The organism is Nocardia sp. NPDC051756 (assembly GCF_040681495.1).
In the GTDB taxonomy this organism is placed as follows: domain Bacteria; phylum Actinomycetota; class Actinomycetes; order Mycobacteriales; family Mycobacteriaceae; genus Nocardia.
In genome coordinates, this window is the sequence record NZ_JBFAYV010000003.1 from 840,251 (window position 1) to 863,158 (window position 22,908).

Annotated in this window: 12 protein-coding genes; 3 read left to right on the forward strand and 9 right to left on the reverse strand. The window is 68.4% G+C overall.

Annotation, left to right across the window (positions count from 1 at the left end; translation table 11 throughout):
* The first annotated feature begins 149 nt into the window (after positions 1-149).
* Both pks13 and AB0M22_RS15420 read left to right on the forward strand, forming a co-directional pair.
* Positions 150-5,504, forward strand: a complete 5,355-nt coding sequence (gene pks13, locus AB0M22_RS15415) for a polyketide synthase Pks13 (RefSeq protein ID WP_364726957.1) — start codon at positions 150-152, stop codon at positions 5,502-5,504.
* Between the two features lie 17 nt (positions 5,505-5,521).
* Positions 5,522-7,066 carry an acyl-CoA carboxylase subunit beta gene (locus AB0M22_RS15420; RefSeq protein WP_364726073.1) on the forward strand — a complete coding sequence of 515 codons (1,545 nt, stop codon included), beginning with the start codon at positions 5,522-5,524 and terminating at the stop codon, positions 7,064-7,066.
* Positions 7,067-7,125: 59 nt separating this feature from the next.
* On the opposite strand, the gene AB0M22_RS15425 is transcribed toward AB0M22_RS15420, so the two are convergent.
* Positions 7,126-7,629, reverse strand: coding sequence for a peptidylprolyl isomerase (locus AB0M22_RS15425; RefSeq protein ID WP_364726960.1), 504 nt, complete (start codon positions 7,627-7,629; stop codon positions 7,126-7,128).
* A gap of 361 nt (positions 7,630-7,990) precedes the next feature.
* Here AB0M22_RS15425 and AB0M22_RS15430 point away from each other — a divergent pair, with 361 nt between their 5' ends.
* Entirely contained in the window at positions 7,991-11,347 is a 3,357-nt protein-coding gene (locus AB0M22_RS15430; RefSeq protein WP_364726076.1) for an arabinosyltransferase domain-containing protein, read from the forward strand.
* A 94-nt stretch (positions 11,348-11,441) separates the two neighbouring features.
* Here the strand turns inward: AB0M22_RS15430 and AB0M22_RS15435 are convergent, their stop codons facing one another.
* The 8 genes from AB0M22_RS15435 to AB0M22_RS15470 all read right to left on the reverse strand — a co-directional run bounded on the left by AB0M22_RS15435 (position 11,442) and on the right by AB0M22_RS15470 (position 22,843).
* Positions 11,442-11,882: a PIN domain-containing protein gene (locus AB0M22_RS15435; protein WP_364726079.1), complete on the reverse strand. Its 441-nt coding sequence runs from the start codon at positions 11,880-11,882 to the stop codon at positions 11,442-11,444.
* Positions 11,879-12,118, reverse strand: a complete 240-nt coding sequence (locus AB0M22_RS15440) for a hypothetical protein (RefSeq protein WP_364726082.1) — start codon at positions 12,116-12,118, stop codon at positions 11,879-11,881. Before AB0M22_RS15440 ends, AB0M22_RS15435 begins: the two co-directional genes overlap by 4 nt.
* Positions 12,119-12,614: 496 nt before the next feature.
* On the reverse strand, positions 12,615-12,776 hold the full coding sequence (locus AB0M22_RS15445) for a hypothetical protein (RefSeq protein WP_191093775.1): 162 nt from the start codon (positions 12,774-12,776) through the stop codon (positions 12,615-12,617).
* Positions 12,777-12,916: 140 nt separating this feature from the next.
* Positions 12,917-16,279, reverse strand: coding sequence for an arabinosyltransferase domain-containing protein (locus AB0M22_RS15450; RefSeq protein WP_364726086.1), 3,363 nt, complete (start codon positions 16,277-16,279; stop codon positions 12,917-12,919).
* Positions 16,280-16,326: 47 nt separating this feature from the next.
* Positions 16,327-18,204, reverse strand: coding sequence for a glycosyl transferase (locus tag AB0M22_RS15455; RefSeq protein ID WP_364726090.1), 1,878 nt, complete (start codon positions 18,202-18,204; stop codon positions 16,327-16,329).
* Between the two features lie 149 nt (positions 18,205-18,353).
* Positions 18,354-20,363 carry a galactan 5-O-arabinofuranosyltransferase gene (locus AB0M22_RS15460; RefSeq protein WP_364726093.1) on the reverse strand — a complete coding sequence of 670 codons (2,010 nt, stop codon included), beginning with the start codon at positions 20,361-20,363 and terminating at the stop codon, positions 18,354-18,356.
* A gap of 234 nt (positions 20,364-20,597) precedes the next feature.
* A complete protein-coding gene (locus tag AB0M22_RS15465; protein WP_364726096.1) occupies positions 20,598-21,359 on the reverse strand; it encodes a decaprenylphospho-beta-D-erythro-pentofuranosid-2-ulose 2-reductase in 762 nt (253 codons plus the stop codon).
* Complete coding sequence (locus AB0M22_RS15470; protein WP_364726099.1) at positions 21,356-22,843, reverse strand: FAD-binding oxidoreductase; 1,488 nt, start codon at positions 22,841-22,843, stop codon at positions 21,356-21,358. The genes AB0M22_RS15465 and AB0M22_RS15470 overlap by 4 nt, the downstream gene beginning before the upstream one ends.
* Between the last annotated feature and the right edge of the window lie 65 nt (positions 22,844-22,908).

The window sequence follows — 22,908 nt, forward strand, 5'->3', positions numbered from 1 at the left end:
CCCGGTTCGCAGACAGGTAGCTTGAGGAATTGATGGCTGACAACGAGGGCACGTCCACCACGACCGAATCCCTGCCCGCCGACGCGGACGCCGACCAGGCTTCCGCGCAGGTGGTCGCCGCCTCCACCCCCGGCGGCGCACAGACCGATATGACGGTCTCCGAGCTGCGGGATTGGCTGCGCAACTGGGTCGCCGAGGCGATCAATCAACCGGTCGAGCAGATCACCGTCGACCGGCCGATGGAGGAGTTCGGGCTCGCCTCGCGCGACGCCATCGCGCTCGTCGGCGACATCGAGGAGCTGACCGGCGTCGTGCTCACCGCGACCGCCTACTTCCAGCATCCGACGATCGCCTCGCTGGCCGAGATGGTCATCAACGGTGAGCCGGAACCGCTCGAGGACGCCTCCGGCGACGCCTTCTATACCGAGGGCTACCAGCCGGGCGAGGCGCACGACATCGCCATCGTCGGCCTGTCCACCCGGCTGCCCGGCGCGGGCGACACCCCTGAGTCGACCTGGGAATTCCTCATCGGCCGCGGCGACGCGATCCGTGAGCTGCCCGAGGGGCGCTGGGCCGAGTTCGCCAGCAATCCGGCGGCGGCCAAGGCGATCGCCGAGGGCAACACCCTCGGTGGCTACCTGGACCAGGACGTGGTCAAGGGCTTCGACGCCGAGTTCTTCGCGATGTCCCCGCTCGAGGTCGAGCGGGTCGATCCGCAGCAGCGCCTGATGATGGAGCTGACCTGGGAAGCGTTGGAGCACGCCAGGATTCCGGCGAGCGAGCTCAAGGGTCAGCCGGTCGGCATGTTCGTCGGCTCGTCCACCAGCGATTTCATGTTGATCTCCGCGCTGGGGCTCGGCGCGGAGCAGGGCCCGAACGTACCGGCGTCCGCGCAGGCGTACGGAATCATGGGCAGTTCGAACGGCATCATCGCCAACCGGATCTCCTACTTCTTCGACTTCCGTGGCCCCTCGGTCACGGTCGACACCGCGTGCTCGTCGACCATCGTCGCGGTGCACCAGGCGGTGCGCGCGCTGCGTGAGGGCGACGCGGATGTGGCGCTGGCCGGTGGCGTGAACATGATCCTGGCGCCGATGGCCACCCTCGGCTTCGACATGGGCGGCGGCGTCGCCAAGAACGGCCGGATCAAGGCGTTCTCCGCCGACGCCGACGGCATGGTCCGCTCGGAAGGCGCCGGGGTGTTCGTGCTCAAGCGCCTCGCCGACGCCGAACGTGACGGCGATCGAATCATGGCCGTGATCAAGGGATCCGCGGTAAACAACGACGGCCGCTCCAACGGCTTGCTCGCGCCGAACCCCGACGCCCAGGCCGACGTGCTGCGCCGGGCGTACCGGGACGCGGGCATCGTGCCGTCCACCGTCGACTACATCGAGGCGCACGGCACCGGCACCCCGCTCGGCGATCCGATCGAGGCCGACGCGCTGGCCAAGGTGGTCGGTCGTGGACGCGATGAGGACAAGCCCGCGCTGCTCGGTTCGGCGAAGACGAACTTCGGCCACCTGGAGTCCGGCGCGGGTGTGGCGAGCCTGGCCAAGGTGCTGATGGGCTTGCAGCACAACGTCATTCCGCCGAACATCAACTACGCAGGCCCCAACCCGTACATCCCGTGGGATCAGTCGCGCCTGAAGGTCGTCGTCGAGCCCACGGAGTTCCCGCGCTACAGCGGCACCGCCACCGTCGGCATCTCCGGCTTCGGTTTCGGTGGCACCAACGCGCATGTCGTTGTGCAGGAATACGTTCCGGCTTCGGCCCAGGTCGCGGCACCCACTGAACCCGTGGTCGAGGCCGCGGCGGTCGATGCCACCGCCGCCCTCGATGCCGAACTCGAGGACGAGACCACCGACGTGCTCGCGGAAGCGGACGCGGTCGTCGAGGAAGCCGAAGCGGGCGACGAAATCGCCGTGCCCGTTGCCGAAGCCGCGGCACCGGTCGCGGAAGTCGTTGCGCCCGTGGCGGAATGGACCGAAGAGCGGACCGAACCGCTGCCGGTGATCCTGCCGGTCTCCGGTTACCTGCCCTCGCGCCGCCGCCGGGCCGCCGCCGAGCTGGCCGACTGGCTGGAATCCGAAGCGGGACGCGACGTTTCGCTCGAGGATGTGGCTCGGTCGCTGGCCAAGCGCAGCCACTGGCGTTCGCGCGGCGTGGTGCTCGCCGCGACCCACGAGGAGGCCGTCACCGGCCTGCGCGCCATCGCCGCAGGCAAGCCGGGCGCCGGTGTGTTCACCGCCGACGCGCCCGCCGTCATGGGACCGGTCTGGGTGCTCTCCGGCTTCGGTGCGCAGCATCGCAAGATGGCCAAGCGGCTCTACCTGGAGAACTCGATCTTCGCCAAGGCCGTCGACGAGGTCGACGTGCTGGTGGAGGACGAGGCAGGCTATTCGATCCGCGAGCTGTTCCTCGACGACAGCCAGGACTACAACGTCGGCACCTCGCAGGTCGGCATCTTCACCATTCAGATCGCCCTGGCCGCGGTGCTGCGGGCACACGGCGCGCAGCCCGACGCGGTGGTCGGCCATTCGATGGGTGAGGTCGCCGAGGCCTACATCGCCGGTGGTCTGCCGCTCGAGGACGCGGTCCGGGTGATCTGCGCCCGCTCGCGCCTGATGTACGAGGGCGAGCAGATGATCACCGACGACGACGTGCGCAACATGGCGCTCGTCGAAAAGAGCGCCGAGGACATCGAAGCGCTGCTCGCCGACTACCCGGACGTCGAGGTCGGCGTGTACGCGGCGCCGACCAACACGGTGATCGGCGGCCCGCAGGCCCAGGTCGAGGCGATCGTGGCGCGGGTCGAGGCGGAAGGCAAGTTCGCCCGGATCCTGCAGACCCGCGGCGCGGGCCACACCTCGCAGATGGACCCGCTGCTCGGCGAGCTGGCCGCGGAACTGGCCGGCATCGAGCCGACCAAGCTGAAGACCGGCCTCTACTCGACGGTGCACAAGGGCGAGTTCTACCGCCCCGGCAATGATCCGGTGCACAACGAGGACTACTGGGTCAAGAACATGCGCGGCAGCGTCTACTTCACCAATGCGGTGAAGATGGCGGTCGATGCCGGGCACACCACCTTCCTCGAACTCGCGCCGAATTCCGTTGCGCTGATGCAGGTCCTGGGCACCACCTTCGCGGCGGGCCTGCACGACGCGCAGCTCATCCCGACGCTCAAGCGCAAGGAAGACGAGGCCGCCGGTGTGATCGGCGCGCTCGCCCAGCTGTACGTGCACGGGCACAAGGTCGATCTGTCGTCGCTGCTCACCCCGGGCGACTACGCCGATGTTCCGCGAACCAAGTTCGTGCGCAAGGAGTTCTGGCCGAAGGTCTCGCTGGCCGCGACCGGCAACACCGGGGCGCCCGGCGCGCACGTGGCGCTGCCGGACGGCAGGCATGCCTGGGAGGTACAGGCCGAGTCGGCAGGCGACCTCGTCGCGCTGGTGAATGCCGCTGCGGCACAGGTGCTCAGCGACGTGTCGCTGGGTGCTTCGATCGCCCACGGCGCCGTTCCTTCCGGAGGCACGCTGACCACCACGCTCACCCCGCACCCCGGTGGCGCGTCGGTGCAGGTGCACGCCAAGGAGGGCGCGACCTTCCGCCTGCTGTTCGACGCGGTGGTCACCTCCGGTGCGCCGCTGCCCGAACCCGTTGTGGCCGAGGCTGTTCCGGCCGCCGCGGCGACCGAGCCCGAGGGCGGCGCGGACCTCGAGGTGGTGGAGACCTTCGGTGACCGGTGGGATCCCGAGGGCAACCAGTCGCTCGACGACCGGCTCGCGCTGATCGTGGCCGAGTCCATGGGCTACGCGGTGGAGGACCTCCCGATGGAGATCCCGCTGATGGAGCTGGGCCTGGATTCGCTGATGGCCATGCGGATCAAGAACCGCGTCGAGTACGAGTTCGACATCCCGCAGTTGCAGATCCAGGCCGTGCGCGACGCCAACCTCAACGAGGTCGGCAAGGTGCTGCGCTACGCCGTCGAGCACCGCGAAGAGATGCAGGCGGTCGCGGCGCGACAGGCCGCGGGCGAAGAGATCGTGGTCGACGGCGGGTTCATCGCCGCCGCGCGCGCCGCGGTCGAAGCCGGTGCGGACCCGACCGAGGCGGTCGCGAAAGCGGCTGGCACCGACGGTGTTTCGCTGGATATCGAGACCACGTCGGTGCAGGCGGAGGCCGCGGAGATCGTCGCGGAAGCCGAAGCGGCCGCGGGCATCACCGGTGCCGCGCCCGCGACGGCGACACCCGCTCCGGTGTCGGCCGAGCAGTCCGCCGCGGCGGAGGCGAAGGAAACCGCCATCGAGCAGTCGCTCGACAAGGTGGACACCACCGTGGTCGGCGCCGCCGAGGAGCTCACGGCGCAGGCGGCCCCGGCTCCGGTCCAGCCGGTGTTCGGCGCACCCGCCGCGGCCGACGAGGACGACGACGTGCCGCCGCGTGACGCCGCCGAACGCCTGACCTTCGCCACCTGGGCGATCGTCACCGGCAAGTCGGCGGGCGGCATCTTCAACACCCTGCCGATCCTCGCGGAAGAGGTCGCCGAGAAGCTGGCCGAACGCCTCACCGAGCGGGTCAAGGCCGAGGTCACCGTCGACGACGTGCTCGACTGCGAGACCATCGAGCAGCTCGCCGACGTGGTGCGCAACCTGCAGGACAGCGGCGCCGATGTGGATGGCTTCATCCGCCCGCTGCGGGCGCGCGAAGCGGGCTCGAATGCCGTGCCGGTCTTCGTGTTCCACCCGTCCGGCGGCAACACCCTGGTCTACGAGCCGCTGCTGAAGCGGCTGCCTGCGGGCACCCCGATGTACGGCTTCGAACGCGTCGAGGGCGACATCCTGGAGCGGTCGCAGCAGTATGTGACCGAGCTGCGCAAGATCCAGGGTGACGGCCCGTACGTCCTGTACGGCTGGTCGCTCGGCGCGGTGTTCGCGCTGCAGGTCGCCCAGCTGCTGCGGGCCGACGGCGCCGATGTGCGCAATGTCGGCCTGATCGACCTGGCCATGCCGGTCGAGGGCGAGGACAACAGCCCCGAGGAGCGGGTGCGCCGGATCGAGCGCTATCAGGTCTTCGCCAAGAAGACCTACGGCGTCGAGGGCGAGCTCGATCGCGAACAGCTGGAAACGCTGGCCGCGGCTTCCGACGAAGAGCAGTTCAAGATGATCAGCGATCTGGTCAAGATGAGTGGCACCAAGATTCCCGGCGGCGTGCTCGAGCATCAGCGCACCTCGTGGATCGAGGGACGGCACCTGGCCAAGACCACGCCGAGCCACTACGACGGCGATGTCGTGCTCTATCTCGCGGATCGCTACCAGGACGGCATGATCGAATTGGAGCCCCGTTACGCCGATCGGCGCCCGAATGGTGGTTGGGACGAATACATTCCAAAGCTCGAGGTCATCCACATCCCGGGCGACCACCTGCAGATCGTCGATGAACCGCGGATCGGAAAGATCGGAGCCGACCTCACTGCGAAGCTTGCGGTGATAACCCCTCAGGGGTGACTGACGAAAGGGGCCACGTGAGCACTACTGCTGAGAAGCTTGCCGACCTGCGTAAAAGATTGGATCTCGCGCAGGAACCGGCGGGCGAAGCGGGAGTGGCGAAGCGGGCGAAGAAGGGCATCCCCAGTGCCCGCGACCGGATCAACATGCTGCTCGATCCGGGCACCTTCGTGGAAATCGGTGCGCTGGTGCGCAAGCCGGGTGACCCGACCGCGCTCTACGGCGACGGCGTGGTCACCGGGCACGGCCTGGTCGAGGGCCGGCCGGTGGCGGTGTTCTCGCACGACCAGACCGTGTACGGCGGTTCGGTCGGCGAGATGTTCGGCCGCAAGGTCGCCGGGATCATGGAGTACGCGGCCAAGGTCGGCTGCCCGGTGGTCGGCATCAACGATTCCGGCGGCGCGCGCGTGCAGGAGGCGGTGACCTCGCTGGCCTGGTATGCCGAGCTGGGCAGGCGGCAGGAGCCGTTGTCCGGTCTGGTGCCGCAGATTTCGATGATCCTCGGCAAGTGCGCCGGCGGCGCGGTGTACGCCCCGATCAACACCGACGTGGTGGTGGCGACCGAAGAGGCGTACATGTTCGTCACCGGACCGAAGGTGATCCGCGAGGTCACCGGCGAGGACGTGAGCCTCGAGGAACTCGGCGGCGCGCAGAGCCAGGCGGAGTACGGCAACATCCATCATGTTGCGGCGGACGAGAAGTCGGCGTTCCAATGGGTGCGCGACTACCTGAGCTTCCTGCCGACCAGCTGTCAGGAACTGCCGCCGATCGTGAACCCCGGCCTGGAGCCGGAGCGCACCGACAGCGACCGGGAACTGAATTCCCTGGTGCCGGACTCGGACAACGCCGCCTACGACATGCACGACATCCTGCTGCGGATCTTCGACGACGGCGGTTTCCACGAGGTCGGCGCGACCGCGGGGCGCAACGTCATCACCGGCTTCGCCCGGGTCGACGGTCGTCCGGTCGGCGTGGTGGCGAATCAGCCGATGGTCTACGCGGGCGCGCTGGACGCTCGGGCCTCGGACAAGGCGGCGCATTTCGTGCGGCTGTGCGACGCGTTCGAGATCCCGCTGGTCTTCGTCGTCGACACGCCGGGCTTCCTGCCCGGCGTGGAGCAGGAGAAGATCGGCGTGATCAAGCGCGGCGGCCGGTTCCTGTTCTCCTACGTGGAGGCGACCGTGCCGAAAGTTACTGTGGTGATTCGCAAGTCGTACGGCGGCGGCTACGCGGTGATGGGCTCCAAGCAGCTCGGCGCCGACGTGAACCTGGCCTGGCCGACCGCGCGGATCGCGGTGATGGGCGCCGAGAGCGCGGTGAGCCTGATCGGCGGCAAGCAGATCGAGGCCGCGCCGGAGGACCAGCGGGCGGCGGTGCGCCAGCAGATGATCGACTTCTACAACGCCACCATGGCGACGCCGTGGGTGGCCGCCGAGCGCGGCTACATCGACGCGGTCATCGAGCCGGCCAACACCCGTTTGGAGCTGCGTAAGGCCTTGCAGCTGCTGCGGGACAAGTCGCTGGCGCGCAACCCGCGCAAGCACCACCTGCTGCCGCTGTAAGCCGGAATCGGGCCGCAACCCGTTGGGGCGCGGCCCGATTCACCCGAGTCGGGCGTACCTCAGCCGAGGCTGGCGGACTCGATGACGACGTCGTCGGTCGGCACGTCCTGGTGCCCGCCCGCGCTGCCGGTGGACACGGCGGCGATCTTGTCGACCACCTCGGTGCCCTCGATGACCTTGCCGAACACCGTGTAGCCCCAGCCGGACGGGGTCGGCGCGGAGTGGTTCAGGAAGGCGTTGTCGGAGACGTTGACGAAGAACTGCGCGGTCGCCGAGTGCGGGTCGTTGGTGCGGGCCATCGCCACGGTGTACTTGTCGTTCTTCAGGCCGTTGTTGGCCTCGTTCTGGATCGGCGCCTGCACGCCCTTCTGCCGCAGGCCGCGCTCGAAGCCGCCGCCCTGAATCATGAAGCCGGGAATGACGCGGTGGAAGATGGTGCCGTTGTAGTGACCCGCGTTCACATAATCCACGAAGTTCTGCACCGTGTTCGGCGCCTTCTGGTCGTCAAGTTCCAGGACGATCGGTCCGTAATTCGTCGTGAGATTCACCTTGGTCATACCCACACCTTGCCAGCCCGCCACCGCACACCTTTTGCCGGTCTTCGTATGCGGCGCGACTATCGCGGACGGCGCGCGACCGGGAACGGCCTCCGTACTGGGCGTGTCTGCCGGGCCCGCGCTCGGAGCTGTGACATATATCCAGGTCGGAGGGGGCAAAGTTCATATCGCATTTCAATTGATCTAGAAACGGCGGCGACGCCCGAGAACACGGGTAACTCGCCGGGTAGGCCGAGAACAGGATTCGCCACTAACCGCCGGACGCCGAGGAAAACTTGCCTGGCACTTAAGCCCGGCTTGAATACTCGCGAGCCGGACTAGCCTGGCCTCGAGACGCGGAGGGGCGCTACAGCTAGCATTGCCAATCGTGCCCGACGCCGCTACTGCTGTCCTGACGAAACCGCCCGCCGTGCCAGCGGCCTCTTCGGCCGATTTCCGCACCGCGCGAATAATCGCGCTGGTCGCCGGATTGCTCGGCGCGCTGTTCGCCTTGGCCACCCCGTTCCTGCCGGTGACGCAGACCACCGCGCAGCTGAACTGGCCGCAGGACGGCAAGCTCGGCAATGTGCAGGCCCCCTTGATGTCTCAGGTCCCGATCGACCTGAGCGCCAGCATTCCGTGCAGCGCGGTCGCGCAGCTGCCGGAGCGCGGCGGCATGCTGCTGGCCACCGCGCCGCCGCAGGGCGACCGGGCCGCGTTGGAGGCGTTGTTCATTCGGGTGTCGGACACCTCGGTGGACGTGGTCGACCGCAACGCGGTGGTGGTGTCGGCGCCGCGCTCGGACATGGACCGGTGCTCGGCGCTGGTGCTGACCTCGGACAACCAGAGCACGCACGCGGAGTTCACCGGTCTCACCCGGATGATCGACGACCCGAAGGCGCCGCCCGGTAGCGGGCAGCAGATCGAGGTGCCGGTCGAGGGCACCATGAACATCGACCTGCGTCCACAGGTGGTCGGCGTCTTCTCCGAGCTCAAGGGTGCGGTGCCGGACGGACTGTCGTTCAAGATGACCGTCGACACCCGCTTCTCCAGCAGCCCGACCGCGATCAAGCTGATCGCGATGATCGCGGCGGTGCTGTGCACCCTGGTCGCGCTCGCGGCGCTGGCCCGGCTCGACGGCAGTGACGGGCGCGGGCACCGCCGCTTCCTGCCGTCCAACTGGCTGAAGCCGACCTGGGCCGACGGCGCGATCATCGGCACGCTGCTGGTCTGGCATTTCGTCGGCGCCAACACCTCCGACGACGGCTACATCCTGAGCATGGTGCGGGTCGCGCCGCACGCGGGTTACATGGCCAACTACTTCCGCTGGTACGGCGTGCCGGAGGCGCCGTTCGGCTGGTACTACTACGTGATCCAGCTGTTCGCGGAGTTCTCCACCGCGAGCGCGTGGGTCCGGGTGCCCGCTCTGCTCTGCGCCATCCTCTGCTGGATGGTGATCAGCCGTGAGGTGGTGCCGCGCCTCGGCCGCGGCGTGCGCAACAGCAAGGTCGCGCTGTGGACCGGCGGCCTGGTGTTCCTCGCGTTCTGGCTGCCGTTCGACAACGGCCTGCGTTCGGAGCCGATCGTCGCGCTCGGCGCGCTGCTCACCTGGGTGTCGATCGAGCGGGCCATCGCGACCGGGCGACTGCTGCCCGCGGGCGTCGCGGTCCTGGTCGCGGCGTTCACCCTGGCTGCCGCGCCGACCGGATTGATGTGTGTGGCGGCATTGCTCGCCGGTATTCGCCCGCTGGTGCGGATCGTGGTGCGCCGGCGACGGCAGTTCGGCTCCGCGGGGGCGAAGTGGTGGTCGACGCTGCCGCTGCTCGCGCCGATCGCCGCGGCCGGGTTGCTCGTGCTGATCGCGGTGTACACCGATCAGACCTTCGCCGGCATCCAGGAGGCCAACCGGGTGCGTCAGGTGACCGGGCCGAACCTGGCCTGGTACGAGGACTACCTGCGCTACTACTACCTGTTCGTGGAGACCGTCGACGGCTCGCTGGCCCGCCGGTTCGCCTTCCTGGTGATGCTGCTGTGCCTGTTCACCACCATGCTGGTGTTGTTGCGGCGCAGGCAGGTTCCCGGCATCGCGAGCGGGCCGACCTGGCGGTTGATGGGCGTCGTCTTCGGCACGATCTTCTTCATGATGTTCAACCCGACCAAGTGGACGCACCACTTCGGCGCGTACGCCGGCATCGCCGGTTCGCTGGCCGCGGTGACCGCGGTCGCGGTCTCGGCGTCGGCCCTGCGCGCGCGGAAGAATCGCGCGATCTTCCTGGCCGGCTTGTTGTTCGTGCTCGCGCTGTCGTTCTCCGGCATCAACGGCTACTGGTACGTGTCCAGCTTCGGCGTGCCGTGGTTCGACAAGCGGATCTCGCTGCACGGCTACCAGTCCAACACCCTGATGCTCGGTTTGTTCGGTCTCGCACTGGCTTTGGTGGCCTGGCACTCGTTGCGCGAGGGCTACGCGAAACCGGAGGCCTCACCGAAGTCGGCGCGGGGCAAGCGGATTCGTAAGTTCGCCGCGATCCCGCTGACCGTTGTCGCCGCGCTGATGGTGCTGCTCGAGGTGCTCTCGCTGGTCAAGGGCGCGGTCTCGCAGTACCCGGCGTACTCGATCGCTCGGTCGAACCTGGACGCGATCGGCGGCAGCAGTTGCGGTCTCGCCAATGACGTTCTGGTGGAACAGAATCCGAACGGCGGCGCGTTGCAGCCGATCGCCGATCCGGCGCACCCGCTGACCGACCCGAACGACCCGCTGGCCGGCGTCGACCCGGTCGGCTTCGATCCGAACGGCGTGCCGAACGACCTGTCCGCGGACAGCGTCGAGGTGAAACCGGGTACCGGCAACACCTCCACCCAGTCGGTCGGCGCCGCGTTCGCCGAGGGACAGAGCGCGGGCACCGGCGGTGGCCAGGGCGCGCGGGGCGTCAACGGCAGCACCGTGGCCCTGCCCTTCGGCCTGGACCCGGCGACCACGCCGATCCTCGGCAGCTACCAGAGCGGGGTGCAGCAGCCCGCGCACCTCACCTCCAGCTGGTACGGGCTCGCGCCGCGGTCGGAGGACAAGCCGCTCGTGGTGATCTCCGCGGCCGGTCGCATCCTGTCCGTCGACGACACCGGCGACACCAAGTACGGCCAGTCGCTCACCGTCGACTACGGCAAGCACCTGCCGGACGGCAGCGTCGAGAAGCTCGGCACCTACCTGCCGCGCGACATCGGCCCGTTCCCGTCCTGGCGCAACCTGCGCGTTCCGCTCGCCGAGATCGCGCCGGACGCCGACGCGGTGCGCATCGTCGCCAACGACCCGATCCTGATCGGCGACCAGTGGCTGGCGTTCACCCCGCCGCGGATGCCGAAGTTGCAGTCGCTCAACACCTTCATCGGTTCCGAGCAGCCGGTGCTGGAGGACTGGGCGGTCGGCCTGCAATTCCCCTGCCAGCGCCCGCTCTATCACAAGAACGGCGTCGCGGAGGTCCCCGGCTACCGCATCCTGCCGGACCGCCCGCTGGCCATCAGCTCCACCAACACCTGGCAGGCCGAGGAGTTCGGCGGACTGCTCGGCTTCGCCCAGATGCTGGCGAAGTCGGTCACCGTCCCGACCTACCTCAAGGACAACTGGGCCCGCGACTGGGGCTCCCTGGAGCGCTACGACCAGTACGACCGCTCCGCCACCCCGGCCCAGCTCGAGACCGGCACCACCACCCGCTCCGGCTTCTGGTCCCCAGGCCAACTCCGAGTGTTCTAACCCGCATCAACGACCGCAGGCCCGTCGCGAAGGCACCCAGCCTTCCCGACGGGCCTGCGGCCGTTGGGTTTCCGAATCAGGTCGTGCTGAACGGTCAGTGTCGTTGGTGCCGAGCCAACTGCTCTTCGCCGGGCATCAGCGTGAAAGCGGCACAGTGCTTGGGAATGATCTGGCGGAAATGGCGATGGTCGAGCGTGGCCACCGTGGTCACGCCGAGACGTTCGGCGACTGCCACGACCGATGCGTCAGCCGCTCCGAGCGGAAAGCCGCCGTACTGAATGACCAATTCGGCCATGCGCCCGAAGTCGGATGAGGTCAGCGGTTCGACCTGTAGTTCCTCCGCAGCCAGGGCGTGTAAGAACTGGGCCTCGGCTTGTGGCCCATGCTTGGCGAGCATGTAGCAGACCTCGGTCACGATAGTGGCAGGCACGATCAGCGGGCCGGGTTCATCGACGAGCGCGGCTGTACAGGCCTTGTGCTCGCTGTCCTTACTGTTCGCAATCGCCAGGAGCGGACCCGTATCGCAAATGATCACGCACCACCGCCGAGCTCGCGCCGGAGTACCTCCTGGGATGTGGTGGCAAAGTCTGGTGCGGCCTCGACTGTTCCGGCGAAGGACAGACGCCGTGCCGGGGTGGCCGGATGCTGTTCGACCGGCTGACCGTGACTGGCGACCAAGCGCAGCACGACGGGCCGAAGGTCCCGCTGCTCGTCCTCGGTCAACAGCCGGACTAGTGCGGGCAGGTCCATGTCGTCGAATGCCGCGGTCATGGCTCAAGACTATCGTTCACGAACCTGCCGTGCCTGTTCATTGTCTCAGCGGGCATGACTCGTGCGGACGCGATGCCCGGGCCGTTTGATCGAGCATTCGGCGGTTCGCATGACTGGTTTGAGACTCTGGCTCAGATCTGTCAGCCGGGCGTGTGCAGCGCAAAATAAACCCGCCCCGGAGGTGGCGGGCGGTATGGATCAAGAATGCCCCGAAATCGCTCGGGCGACTATGGATTTCGCTCGCTGCAACCGCAGTCAGCTGAATGAGTTCGTTGCCAATGTCGATATGGAGGCTGACGTTGCGGGTCGCCGAGAGGTTGCCGCTGGACGCCGTGGGGACGGCGCAGCGGCGGTTGGCGGAGGGTGGGATTCGGGGGCGGCTCGTACTGGTGCCGTGAGTCGCCGGGCGTGGTCCGACCGGCGAGTGGCGTACGGGCGATGGACTACCGGCGGGGTGGCCCGGATCAGGAGCGGCCGGTAGTCGCTGGTTGGTTGCTCAGACCTTTGTCATACGCAGACCGAGTTCGCGGCGCAGGACCTCCTGGGAGGGGAGGCGGTCGAGGACGCGCAGCACCGCGGGGCGCAGTTCGCGTTGCTCATCTGCGGTGAGCAGACCGACGAGGTCACGCAGATCCATGTGGTCGAAAGCCGACGTCATAGTGCACAGGTTACGGATTTCTGTGGGTTTCGTCCTGCGATCGTGCGGTGTTTTTGCCGTCCAACCGGTCTGTTTACAACATCTTTGCGGCCCCGCAACACCGAACCGGCTGGTCCGGTGTTGCGGAACGGCAACGGCGGCTAGCGAACCCGGATCGGATCGTCCTTGGCCAGACCGCTCCGGCTTTGCACCGTGACGCCGATCTCAGCCGGTTTCGCGTCCTTGTCATACGGGGTGAACTTCTCCAGCGAGCCCCAGTCGCGCGACCAGTCGTGGTCGAGGTAGCTGGGGATGGTTTCGGACTTCAGCAGCAGCCCGGTCCAGCCGAGCGGCCCGCCGCCGATGTCGTCCTGCCAGGCGTTGGACGCGTCGGAGCCGACCCGGTCGGGCAGGATGCGCCAGTTCGGCACCTGGGCGACGCCGTCGTGATGATCGAACGGCCGCTGGCACGGGAAGGCCAGCCCGACGTGCCAGTCGAGCAGCACCGGGTTCTGCGATCCGACAACGGAATTCAGCGTGGCCAGCTTGGGCAGCCGGGGCGGGGTGACCGCGAGCCACTGCTTCTGCGTGATGTCGTTGTCCACCGCGACCAGCCGCACCGCGTTCGCCTCGACCGGCAGCCGATCCAGCGGCACCCGCAGGTTTCGCCAGGACGGCGCGGGCCCGATGTCGATCGGGTCGACCGAGCCGAGCTTGCGCACCGAGCCGTCCGCGTCGCGCACCCCGTATTCCAGGTGCAGTTCCTGGCCGTAGGTGACCACGCCGTCCGCGTCCACGTGCCGGATCCGGCCCGCCGCGGTGATGGCGAGCACCTGGTAGGCGGGGTCGTGGCGCATGCTGTCGGCCAGGTCGAGGTGGTACCACTGGGAGGTCAGCGAGGCCTGGGTCTGCTCGTCCTCCTGGTAGCTGCCCATGATCGGCGTGGTCGCCGGGTCCAGGCCGAACGGCAGCGCGACGGTGCTGCCGTTGATGCCGGTCTGCGCCGTGGTGCCGCCGCCGGTGCCCGCGCCGGTGGTCTTGGTGGTCTTGTTCTTCGAGTCGGAGTTGACAGAGTTGGCCCCGCCGGACACGGTCTCGTCCGCGTCGGCGGTCAGGTCGCTCGCGACCCCGTTGGGCGTGAATCCCTTCGCCTCCGCCGCTAATCCGTCGGCGGGCGAGCCGGAGAGGGGGAGCAGCACCGAGTTGGCGGTGTCCGTCTCCACCAGGACCTCGTTTGCCAAGGCGCACGAATCTCCCGCCAGAGACTGGAAATTCGACTTGGCGACCGAGTACGCGGGGTACTGCGCGACCGCCGCCTTGGCCAGCGACGCCACCTCGAACAGCACGAGCAGCGCCGCGGCGATGGTCAGCGGCGCGCTCGCGAACCGATCGAACCGGCGCGGCGTCGGGCGCGGCCGGCGATACGGCTCCCGATAGTGCAGCCACACCGCGACGAGCAGCGCGACCCCGCTGAGCCCGAGGAACAACGTGGAGAAGCCCTTGCCCGCGAACAGCGGCGCCTTGTCCCACCACGGCACGCCGTAGCTGGACACGTACCACCAGCCGTTCGACCCGGTGAACGTCACCGCGAGCAGGAACAGCACCGCCGCCGTGAACAGCGCCCGGTTGCGCGGCGAGCGAATTCCCGCGCTGCCCACCGCGACTGCCGCGAGCGCGGCCAGCGAGCCGGCCAGGCCCGCGTACACGCCGAAGTGGTGCGTCCACTTGGTCGGCGTGAACATCATCAGCACCAGCGAGGCGAACACGATGCCGAGGATCCGCACCGACGGCCCGCGCGAGGTGCCCGGGATGCGTCCCTTGCGCAGCACCTGCAACACGCAGACCAGCAGGCACAGCAGCATGACCAGCACACCGAACCGGCGGGCGAGCGAACCGTCCGGCGAGAGCATCAGCAGCGAATCCCACCGCGTGCGTTCGTCGAACCAGGCCACGTTCGGCCCGACGATGGTGCGCACCCGGGTGGCTTCGAGCACGGTGGACAGCGTCTGATCGGCGAAAACCACTACCAGCACCAGGGTTCCGGCGGAGAGGCCGGGCGCGAGCAGAGCCAGGTAGCGGAAGAGCGTTGTAGCCCAGGACGGTCGGGCGCCGGCCTCGGACTTCGTTGCCGGAACACTCTTTTCGTCGGCCTCGTCGAGCCCCATTGAACCCGAGGGGCTTTCGGCGACGCCACCGCCGGCCGCGGGCACCACCCCGCGCGCCCGCTTGATGATGATCTGGAGCACCGGCCGTGATCCCGCGATCAACGCACCGATGCAGATGAGCCCGGTCGGCCCGGCAGCCAGCGAGAATCCCGCGATCAGCACCGCGATCGCCGCGGGCAGCAGGCGCCCGGTGGCGATGGCGCGTTCGATCGAGCACCAGGTGAGCAGCGCGCCCGCCGCGATCAGCGGCTCGGGACGCAGCCCGTTGTCGTAAGGCAGCCAGAAGGCGAGGAAGACCAGCCCGGCCGTCCACAGCGCGACCTTGTTCCGGCGCACCCGGGCCCCCAAGCGCGGCAACACTTCCCGGCTGATCACCAGCCAGCAGGTCACCCCGGCGAGCAGGGCGGGCAGGCGCATCCACGGGCTGGCGTCGGAGAGCCGGGTCATCCAGGCGAGCACCTCGTAGGACCAGCCGAACGGCGCCTCCGGCACACCGAACCAGCGGTAGTAGTTCGCCATGTACCCCGCGTGCCCGGAGGCGCGCGCCATGTTCAGGATGTAACCGTCGTCAGAGGTGTTGGCGCCGATGAAGTGCCACAGCCCCAGCGTGCCGAGCACCACCGCGTCGGTCGTGGTGAACCGCCACCAGTGCGCGGGCAGGAACCGGCGCGCCCGGCGCCGATCGCTGGTGTCGAGCAGGTGCAGGGCGAGCAGCGCGACGATCGTGCAGAGCACCGCCGCGATGATCGCGATCAGCTTCAGCACCGACGGTGACGAGGAGAAGCGCGAGTCGATGTCGGCGTGCACCCGGGCGCCGTCCAGCCGACCGGCCTCGAGATCGGTGAACACACCGACCATTTGCGGCCGGATGTCCCGAGTCACGGTGTTGCGGAACGGCGTCCCGTCCTGCCTGGTCGCGCCGGTGATCTCGGTGGTGGTCGCGGCGGCCGTCGAATCGATGGTGAGCGCGGTGCACCCGGCCGCGGTGATCTCGGCGACCGGCGCGGACAGCAGCGGCACGTCGCGCAGCACCACCGACAGCGTGCCGTCGGCCACCGACACCACCAGCCCGGTGGCGGTGGCCTGGCCGGACGCGACGGGCACGGTGGCGGCCACCGTGCCCGATCCCACCGCCTGGATCAGCGAGCACGGCAGCGTCGCGCTCAGCCGCAGCGGCTGATACGACACCAGCGGCGCCTCGACACTGCTGCGCCCGGCCTGTGGCCAGTCCAGCGTGGCCTGGTCCTGCCGCACCGGCAACAGCGGTGTCAGCAGCGCCAGCACGAATCCGAGGAGCCCGGAGACGAGGGCGATCAGGCGGTAACGGGTGAACGCTCGAGTTGATCGGTCCGGTCGCACGGGGGTTGATGCTAGCCACCCGAGGGGCCGGAGCCGGTGATCACCACCTATCGCATCGCGCGTACGTCCCAAACCCACACGTCAGCCACCCGGGTCGGCCCGAAGCCGAGCAGTTGCGTCATGGTGGTGCGCAGCGCGTCGACATTCCGGGTCGCGGGCAGCACGAACACGTCGGCCCGCCAGAAGTTCAGGTCGGCGCGGATCTGTTCGCGGGCCTCGTCGGTCAGCGGCGGCACGGTGCCGGTGTCCTGTGCCTGCACCAGCAGTGCGGTGGTCGGCCGGAACTCGGGTCCGTAGATGCCCTTCTTCTGGGTACTCGTCGGGCCGACGAAATAGCCACCGGCGAGCGGGAAGTCGAAGTTCGCGTCGGCCTGCCAGCGCAGCGCGCCCGCGTCCATCGGCCGCGAGGGCGGCACCATCACCACCGACCCGGTGTTGACGTAGTCGCGCACTATTCCGTCCGCGAAGAACACCGGCGTCGGTGGGCGCTGGACCACCGGGAGCGCGGTCGGGATCAGCGGCAGCAACGCGAAAAGCAGTGCGCCGAACCAGGCCAACGGCCGCCAGTCGACCGGCGAGTCCCGCCACCAGCCGATCGCCCGCTGGGTGGCCAGGGCGAGCACCGCCGCGATGGCCGGGATCGCCGCCATGGTGAGCCGGGTTTCCAGCACCGTGCTCAGCAGCGGGACGTGTTCGGCCCAGCGCCACGGCAAGGCAAAGCCGGTGTCCCGCTTGCCGAACATGGCGACCGCGCCGAGGGACAGCACGCCGAACACCGCGATCACCACGACGGCGGCCCGGACCACCCGTTCCCGCCAGAGCAGCGCGACGGTGCCGGCCAGCACCAGCAACAGCGGCCAGCCGAAGTAGGCGTTCTGCTCGGTGTCGTTTATCGCCACGTACTGTCCGGGCGAGAGGAGCCCGCCTAGCGACTCGGACGGGAACTGCGTGATCGCCTTCAGGTCGTTGCCCATCGGGCCGTGATCGATCGAGCGGTAGCTCTGCGGACCGAAGAACTGGTACCACAGCGGTATTACGGTGCACAGCAAGGCGATTGCCCCGGCCAACATGATCGCCGGCGTGATCCCGCGCAGCACGCGCAGACCGTGTCGTGGCGTGTGCAAGTAGTACACAACGGTGAACAGGCCGAAGGACAGCGCGAAGATCAGCAGCGGCTCCTCGCCGAGCGCGATCTGCAGCGCCACCAGGAATCCCAGCAGTACGGCGTCGCGGACGCGCCGGCGCGGCCGGCCGGACTCGCGATCGGCGGCGCGCCTGCTCATCCGGATCAGCAGCCCGGCCATGATCGGAAGCAGGAGCAGCACAACGAAATTCGGGTGCGCGTTGGCATGGGAGATCATCGCGGGCGCGAAACCGCAGAACAGCCCGCCGATCGCGGCCGCGACCTTCGACTCGACCAGCTCGCGGGAGAACAGCCAGTACCAGGCCAGCGCGGTGGTGGCCAGGCCGAGGGTGAGCACCAGCACGAACGTGACGGTCGGCCCGAACATCAGGGTGATCGGCGTGAGCGGCACCCCGACCCCGAACATGGCCGTGTTGGCCATCATGTTCACCCCGGCCGGGAAGTTCTGCAGCGTGGTGCCGAGCGGGTTCTCCAGATGCGCCACCGAGTGCGCGGTGACCGCGAAGAACCACTCCCACATGGTCTGGTCCTGACCGCTCTTGATCAGGTATCCGCTCTGCGTATTGCGCCACTGCCCGGACAGGACCACGATCGCCAGCGCGAGGTATCCCACCGTCACGACGAAGTCGGACCGGTTGATCCGGATGCGGGGGAGTCTGCGCCGGCGAGCCGGCGTCGAGGTCTCGGTGGTGTGCACTGCGGTCGCGGTGGGTGCTCGGTCCGCGATTCCTACCGCCGACCCGTCCTGCGTGCCCAGATCGACTTGTCGTGCCTGTACCACCTGCAAACAGCTCCTGTAACTAGCTCAACTCAGCCGCCCACGCTACCCAACTACGCTGTGTTCTGCCTGGCAACGGGGGACGGCGGCAGCGCGAAAACAGGGCAGAAGCGCAGGTCGAGACGCGCTTCTGCCCTGTTTATACGAGCCGGCTATCGGCGGACGGTCACCAGGGTGAACGGGCCGATATCGGTGGTGGTGAAGTGCGGATCGGCGAACAGATCCTTGGGGAATGCGACGGTGTAGCGCTGCACGTTGGGATCGTTCGGGTAGACGTCCTTGGCCAGGCGCAGCGTGTAGGTGTCGCCGCTGTTGCGGAACAGGAAGGCGTCCGGGGCGCGCCACGGGCTGGCCGCCAGCGCGTCGAGCAGCGCGCCCGAGGACTTCAGCTTGCTCCAGCCCTCGATGGTCGCGGCCCGGCCGGCGAAGTCGGCGAGCGGGTTCGCGTAGTGCGAGGTGAGTGCCTGGAAGCCGTAGTACGGATAGAAGGACAGGAAGCTGGTGTCGGCGGTCAGCACCACGGTGTCCGAGCGCGGCCGGCCGGTCTGCGCGGTGATCGCCCTGTCCACCTCGCCGTACCGCGCCACGGCCGAGGCCGGGCGCTGGTCCGCCCGGATGCCGTCGCCGTCGGTGTCGGTGTAGGCGGTGGTGATCTCCGGCGCGAGCACGTGCGGGATGTTCTGCGTGAACGCCAGCGCACCGACGATGGCGACGGCCACCGCCGCGATGCGGAAATTGCCCGGCTCGCCCAGGGCCTGATAAACCGCCCGGGCACCCTCGACGAAACCGAACGCGCCCGCCGCGGCCAGCAGCACCAGCAGGACCGGTTCCAGCCGGAACGACAGCAGCGTGGTCCCCGCGGCGGTCGCCACCATCGACAGCAGTGTCCACAGGTAGATGGCCACCACGCCGATGCCCAGCGCCTGCGCCCGGCGCGACGAGGCCGCGCGCACGACCAGCCAGACGACGCCGACCAGGCACAACGCGCCGCGCAGCGAGAACTCGGCCATCGGCAGCGGCAACTCGGAGCCGGACTCCGGCAGGTAGTGGAATGCGGAACCGGACCGCGACGGAATGCCGTGCAGCGCCTTCAGCAGAATCGGCAGCCACACGATCAGCGCGACCAGCGCGGCGATCGCGGCGATCACCACGAGCCGCGCCAACGGCGAGACAGCCGCCCGCCAAGCCGGACCGGCCGGGCCGTCGGCCGTGCGCGCCCGCCGGGGATGACCGGCCGCGGACCGCTCCCGCACCGCGAGTCCGGCCGCCGCCAGGCCGAGCAGCGCGACCGCGAAGGCGGCGAAGCCCGCGTACAGCGTGTAGAACGTCGCGGCCAGGCCGAGGAACAGCCCGGTGCCGATCACCGCGCCCCAACCGCCGGCCGTGGCCGCGGACTCCTCCGGCCGGTGCAGCGCACCCCACGCGAGCACCAGCACCGGCGGTAGCAGAATCACGATCACCGAGCTGTACGCCTCCGGCGCGGCATACGCGACCGTGAGCGCGGTGGTCGACGCGGCCACCGCGATCGCCCAATCCGCGCGAATCAGCTTGGACCACAGCACAAGCGAGATCACCGCCGCCACCGCGATCGACCCGATCGCGTACGGCTTGAACGCCTCCCACCCGTCCATCCCGAGCACGTTGGCGACCCGTCCGCCGATCCAGAACCACCCGGCCGGATAGAACGGCGGCAGATCCGCATACGTCATGTCGTGCAGCGCCGCGGAATCGGTGAGTCGGGTCAGGTACTCCGTGCGGAACTCCTGATCCACCGAAACGCCGAACAGATACAGCTTGGTCGCCGCCAACGGCATGCCGAGGGTGAACGTGACGAACGTCGAAATACCCACCCAGGACAGCAGTTTCGCCACCCACGGCCGGGCGAACCACTTACCCGGCCGCATCCGCGTCAGCGCGATCGCCGTGACCACGAACACCGCGGCGAGCACCTGCCCGACCGTGGTCAACGCCCGAGTCACATTGGAGGAGTTGAACGCGGGCCAGTGCACCAACGAGAACGCGACGAGTCCGACGGCGGTCACCACGACGGCGACGAGTGCCGCCAGCACAGCCTCACCGACACCGGAGCCGATGTGCTTGCCCAGCAGCGCCCCGCGCCCCGGAGTGGATGCTGTGTCGCGCTCCTCGACCACGGCCGTCATCGACCGGCTCCGGCGACGTGCGAGGGGCACGCCGTGCGGCGACATTCTCGGCTTACTCGCATGGCATCTCCGGGTTCACTCGGCTGGGCATTCGCACGGACGATCGGCGATCATGCTGCCAGGTCCGGCGTCGGATGTGGCAACGCAAGTCGTCGTGGCGAAACGAAAAAGCCGCACCTCCCGACCCACGCGACAAGGCGCGGGGCCGGTTCGAGGTGCGGCTCGGGGGGAAACTCAGATGGGGAGCTTGCGGAAGATCGGGCGCGGGATATGGCGCAGGATCATCATCACGTAGCGGAAGGCGCCCGGCGCCCAGATGAGCTCCTTGCCCTTCTGCGCGGCCGAAACCGCCAGCACCGCAATGTCTTCCTTGTCGACCGTGAGCGGCGCCTCTTTGACGTGCGCGGAGAACTTGGTCCGCACCATGCCCGGCCGGATCACCAGCACGCGCGGGCCGTGCGGGCGCAGCGCCTCGCCGAGCCCGAGGAAGAAACCGTCCAGGCCGGCCTTGGTCGAGCCGTAGACGAAGTTGGAGCGGCGGACCCGCTCACCGGCGACCGAGGACATGGCGATGATCCGCCCGAAGCCCTGCGCCTTCATCTTCTCGCCGACCAGCACGCCGACGGAAACCGATGCGGTGTAATTGATTCCGGCGACCTGCACGGCCTTGCGCTGGTTCTGCCACAGCTCTTCCGGGTCACCGTCGAGCGCGAACGCGACGATGGCGATATCGATGTCGCCGCCGTCCCAGGCCGCGTCGATCACCTTCGGGTGGCCGTCGGTGTCGAGCGCGTCGAAGTCGACGAGGTCGACCTGGCTCGCGCCGGCCGCCTGCATCTGGGCGACGGCCGACTCGCGGAGCGGGTCGTTCGGCAGTGCGGCGAGGACGATGCGCGCGGGGCCCTTCTTCAGGTATTCCGCACAGATCGCCAGGCCGATCTCGGAGGTCCCGCCGAGCAGCAGGATGGCCTGCGGGTTACCTACGGCATTGATCACTGCAGCTCCAGCCTTCTCGCCATATCGGACATGAAAACGCCTGTGGGATCGACACTTCGGCGGATCTTGATCCACTCGTCGATCCGCGGGTACATCTTGTGGAAGGTCTCCGCGGTGGTCCGCGAGTCCTTCGCGGTGTAGAGCCGCCCGCCGAATTCCAGCACCCGCCGGTCCAGCTCGCTGACCAGCTCGTTCAGCCCCGGCTTGATCGGGAAGTCGACGCAGATGTTCCAGCCCGGCATCGGGAAGCTCAGCGGCGCCGGATTGCTCGCGCCGAACAGCTTGAACACGTTGAGCGCCGAGTAGTGCCCCGACCCCTGGATGTCGATGATGATCCGCTTGAACTCCTCGACCGCCTCGGTCGGCACCACGAACTGGTACTGCAGGAAGCCGTTGGAACCGTAGCCCCGGTTCCACTCCGCGATCATGTCGAGCGGGTGATAGAACTGGGTCAGGTTCTGCACCTTGCCGGTGTAGTTGCCGCCCATGGCGTAGTACGCCTCGCCGATGGACCGCAGCGTGAGCTTGTTCATGGTCCAGTTCGGGAAGATGTCCGGCACCGTCATCAGTTGCGGCGCATCGAATTTCAGCGGCTTGCTGCGCAGGCGCTTGGGCAGCTCGTCGACCTTGGCCAGCCGGCCACGAGTGATGGTGGCCCGGCCGAGCTTGGGCAGCGGGCTGATCACGTCGAACCACGCGCTGGAGTAGGTGTAGTTCGCCTCGCTGCCGTCGCTGTGCGCCGCGATCGTCTCGTCCAGCGTGGTGGTCTTCACGCCGTCGTTGAGGAAGTAGGCCGACTCGGTCGGCGTCATCTCGATGGTCGCGCGCAGGATGATGCCGGTGAGCCCGTTGCCGCCGACGGTCGCCCAGAACAGCTTGGCGTTGCGCTTCGGCGTGATGTGCTGCACCTGCCCATCGGCGGTCAGCAGATCGATCGAGCGCACGTGGTTGCCGAAGCTGCCTTCGCTGTGATGGTTCTTACCGTGGATGTCGGAGGCGATGGCGCCGCCGATCGTCACCTGCCGGGTGCCCGGCAGCACCGGGACCCACAGCCCGAACGGCAGCGCTGCCTTCATCAGCTGGTCCAGGCTGACGCCGCCGTCCACGTCCACGATCCGCGTATCGCGGTCGATCCGGTGGATGTTGTTCAGCGCCGTCATGTCGACGACCAGCCCGCCGGCGTTCTGCGCGTGGTCGCCGTAGGAGCGGCCGAGGCCGCGCGCGATCACGCCACGGCGCAGATGCGGGGGCTTCGAGTCATTGTCCTCGGCGACCATGGCCACAGCCTTGGCGATCAGTTCGGGATCACCGGTCGAGAGCACTTCGGATGAGGTTGGTGCGGTGCGACCCCACCCGGTCAACGTGCGGGTCTGCGTCGGCAATGCGAACGCGTTCCCGGCGTCGGCCCCAGCGTTTGTGACGGTGGTGCCGTTCTCGTTACCGGTCGTCGTGGTGGCGGTCGGAGCTTTCGTGGACATCGGCATAGAGGCTACAGGTATGACCGGACATCCGGTCGATGTCGCTTACTCCGGAGTAGTGATCTACATAT

Excerpts from the sequence above, each read along its gene's own strand:
- pks13 (WP_364726957.1), top strand. The coding sequence starts at position 150 with ATGACGGTCTCCGAGCTGCGGGATTGGCTGCGCAACTGGGTCGCCGAG.
- AB0M22_RS15440 (WP_364726082.1), bottom strand. The coding sequence starts at position 12,118 with ATGACCGCGGCATTCGACGACATGGACCTGCCCGCACTAGTCCGGCTG.
- AB0M22_RS15445 (WP_191093775.1), bottom strand. The coding sequence starts at position 12,776 with ATGACGTCGGCTTTCGACCACATGGATCTGCGTGACCTCGTCGGTCTG.
- AB0M22_RS15460 (WP_364726093.1), bottom strand. The coding sequence starts at position 20,363 with ATGACGGCCGTGGTCGAGGAGCGCGACACAGCATCCACTCCGGGGCGC.
- AB0M22_RS15470 (WP_364726099.1), bottom strand. The coding sequence starts at position 22,843 with ATGCCGATGTCCACGAAAGCTCCGACCGCCACCACGACGACCGGTAAC.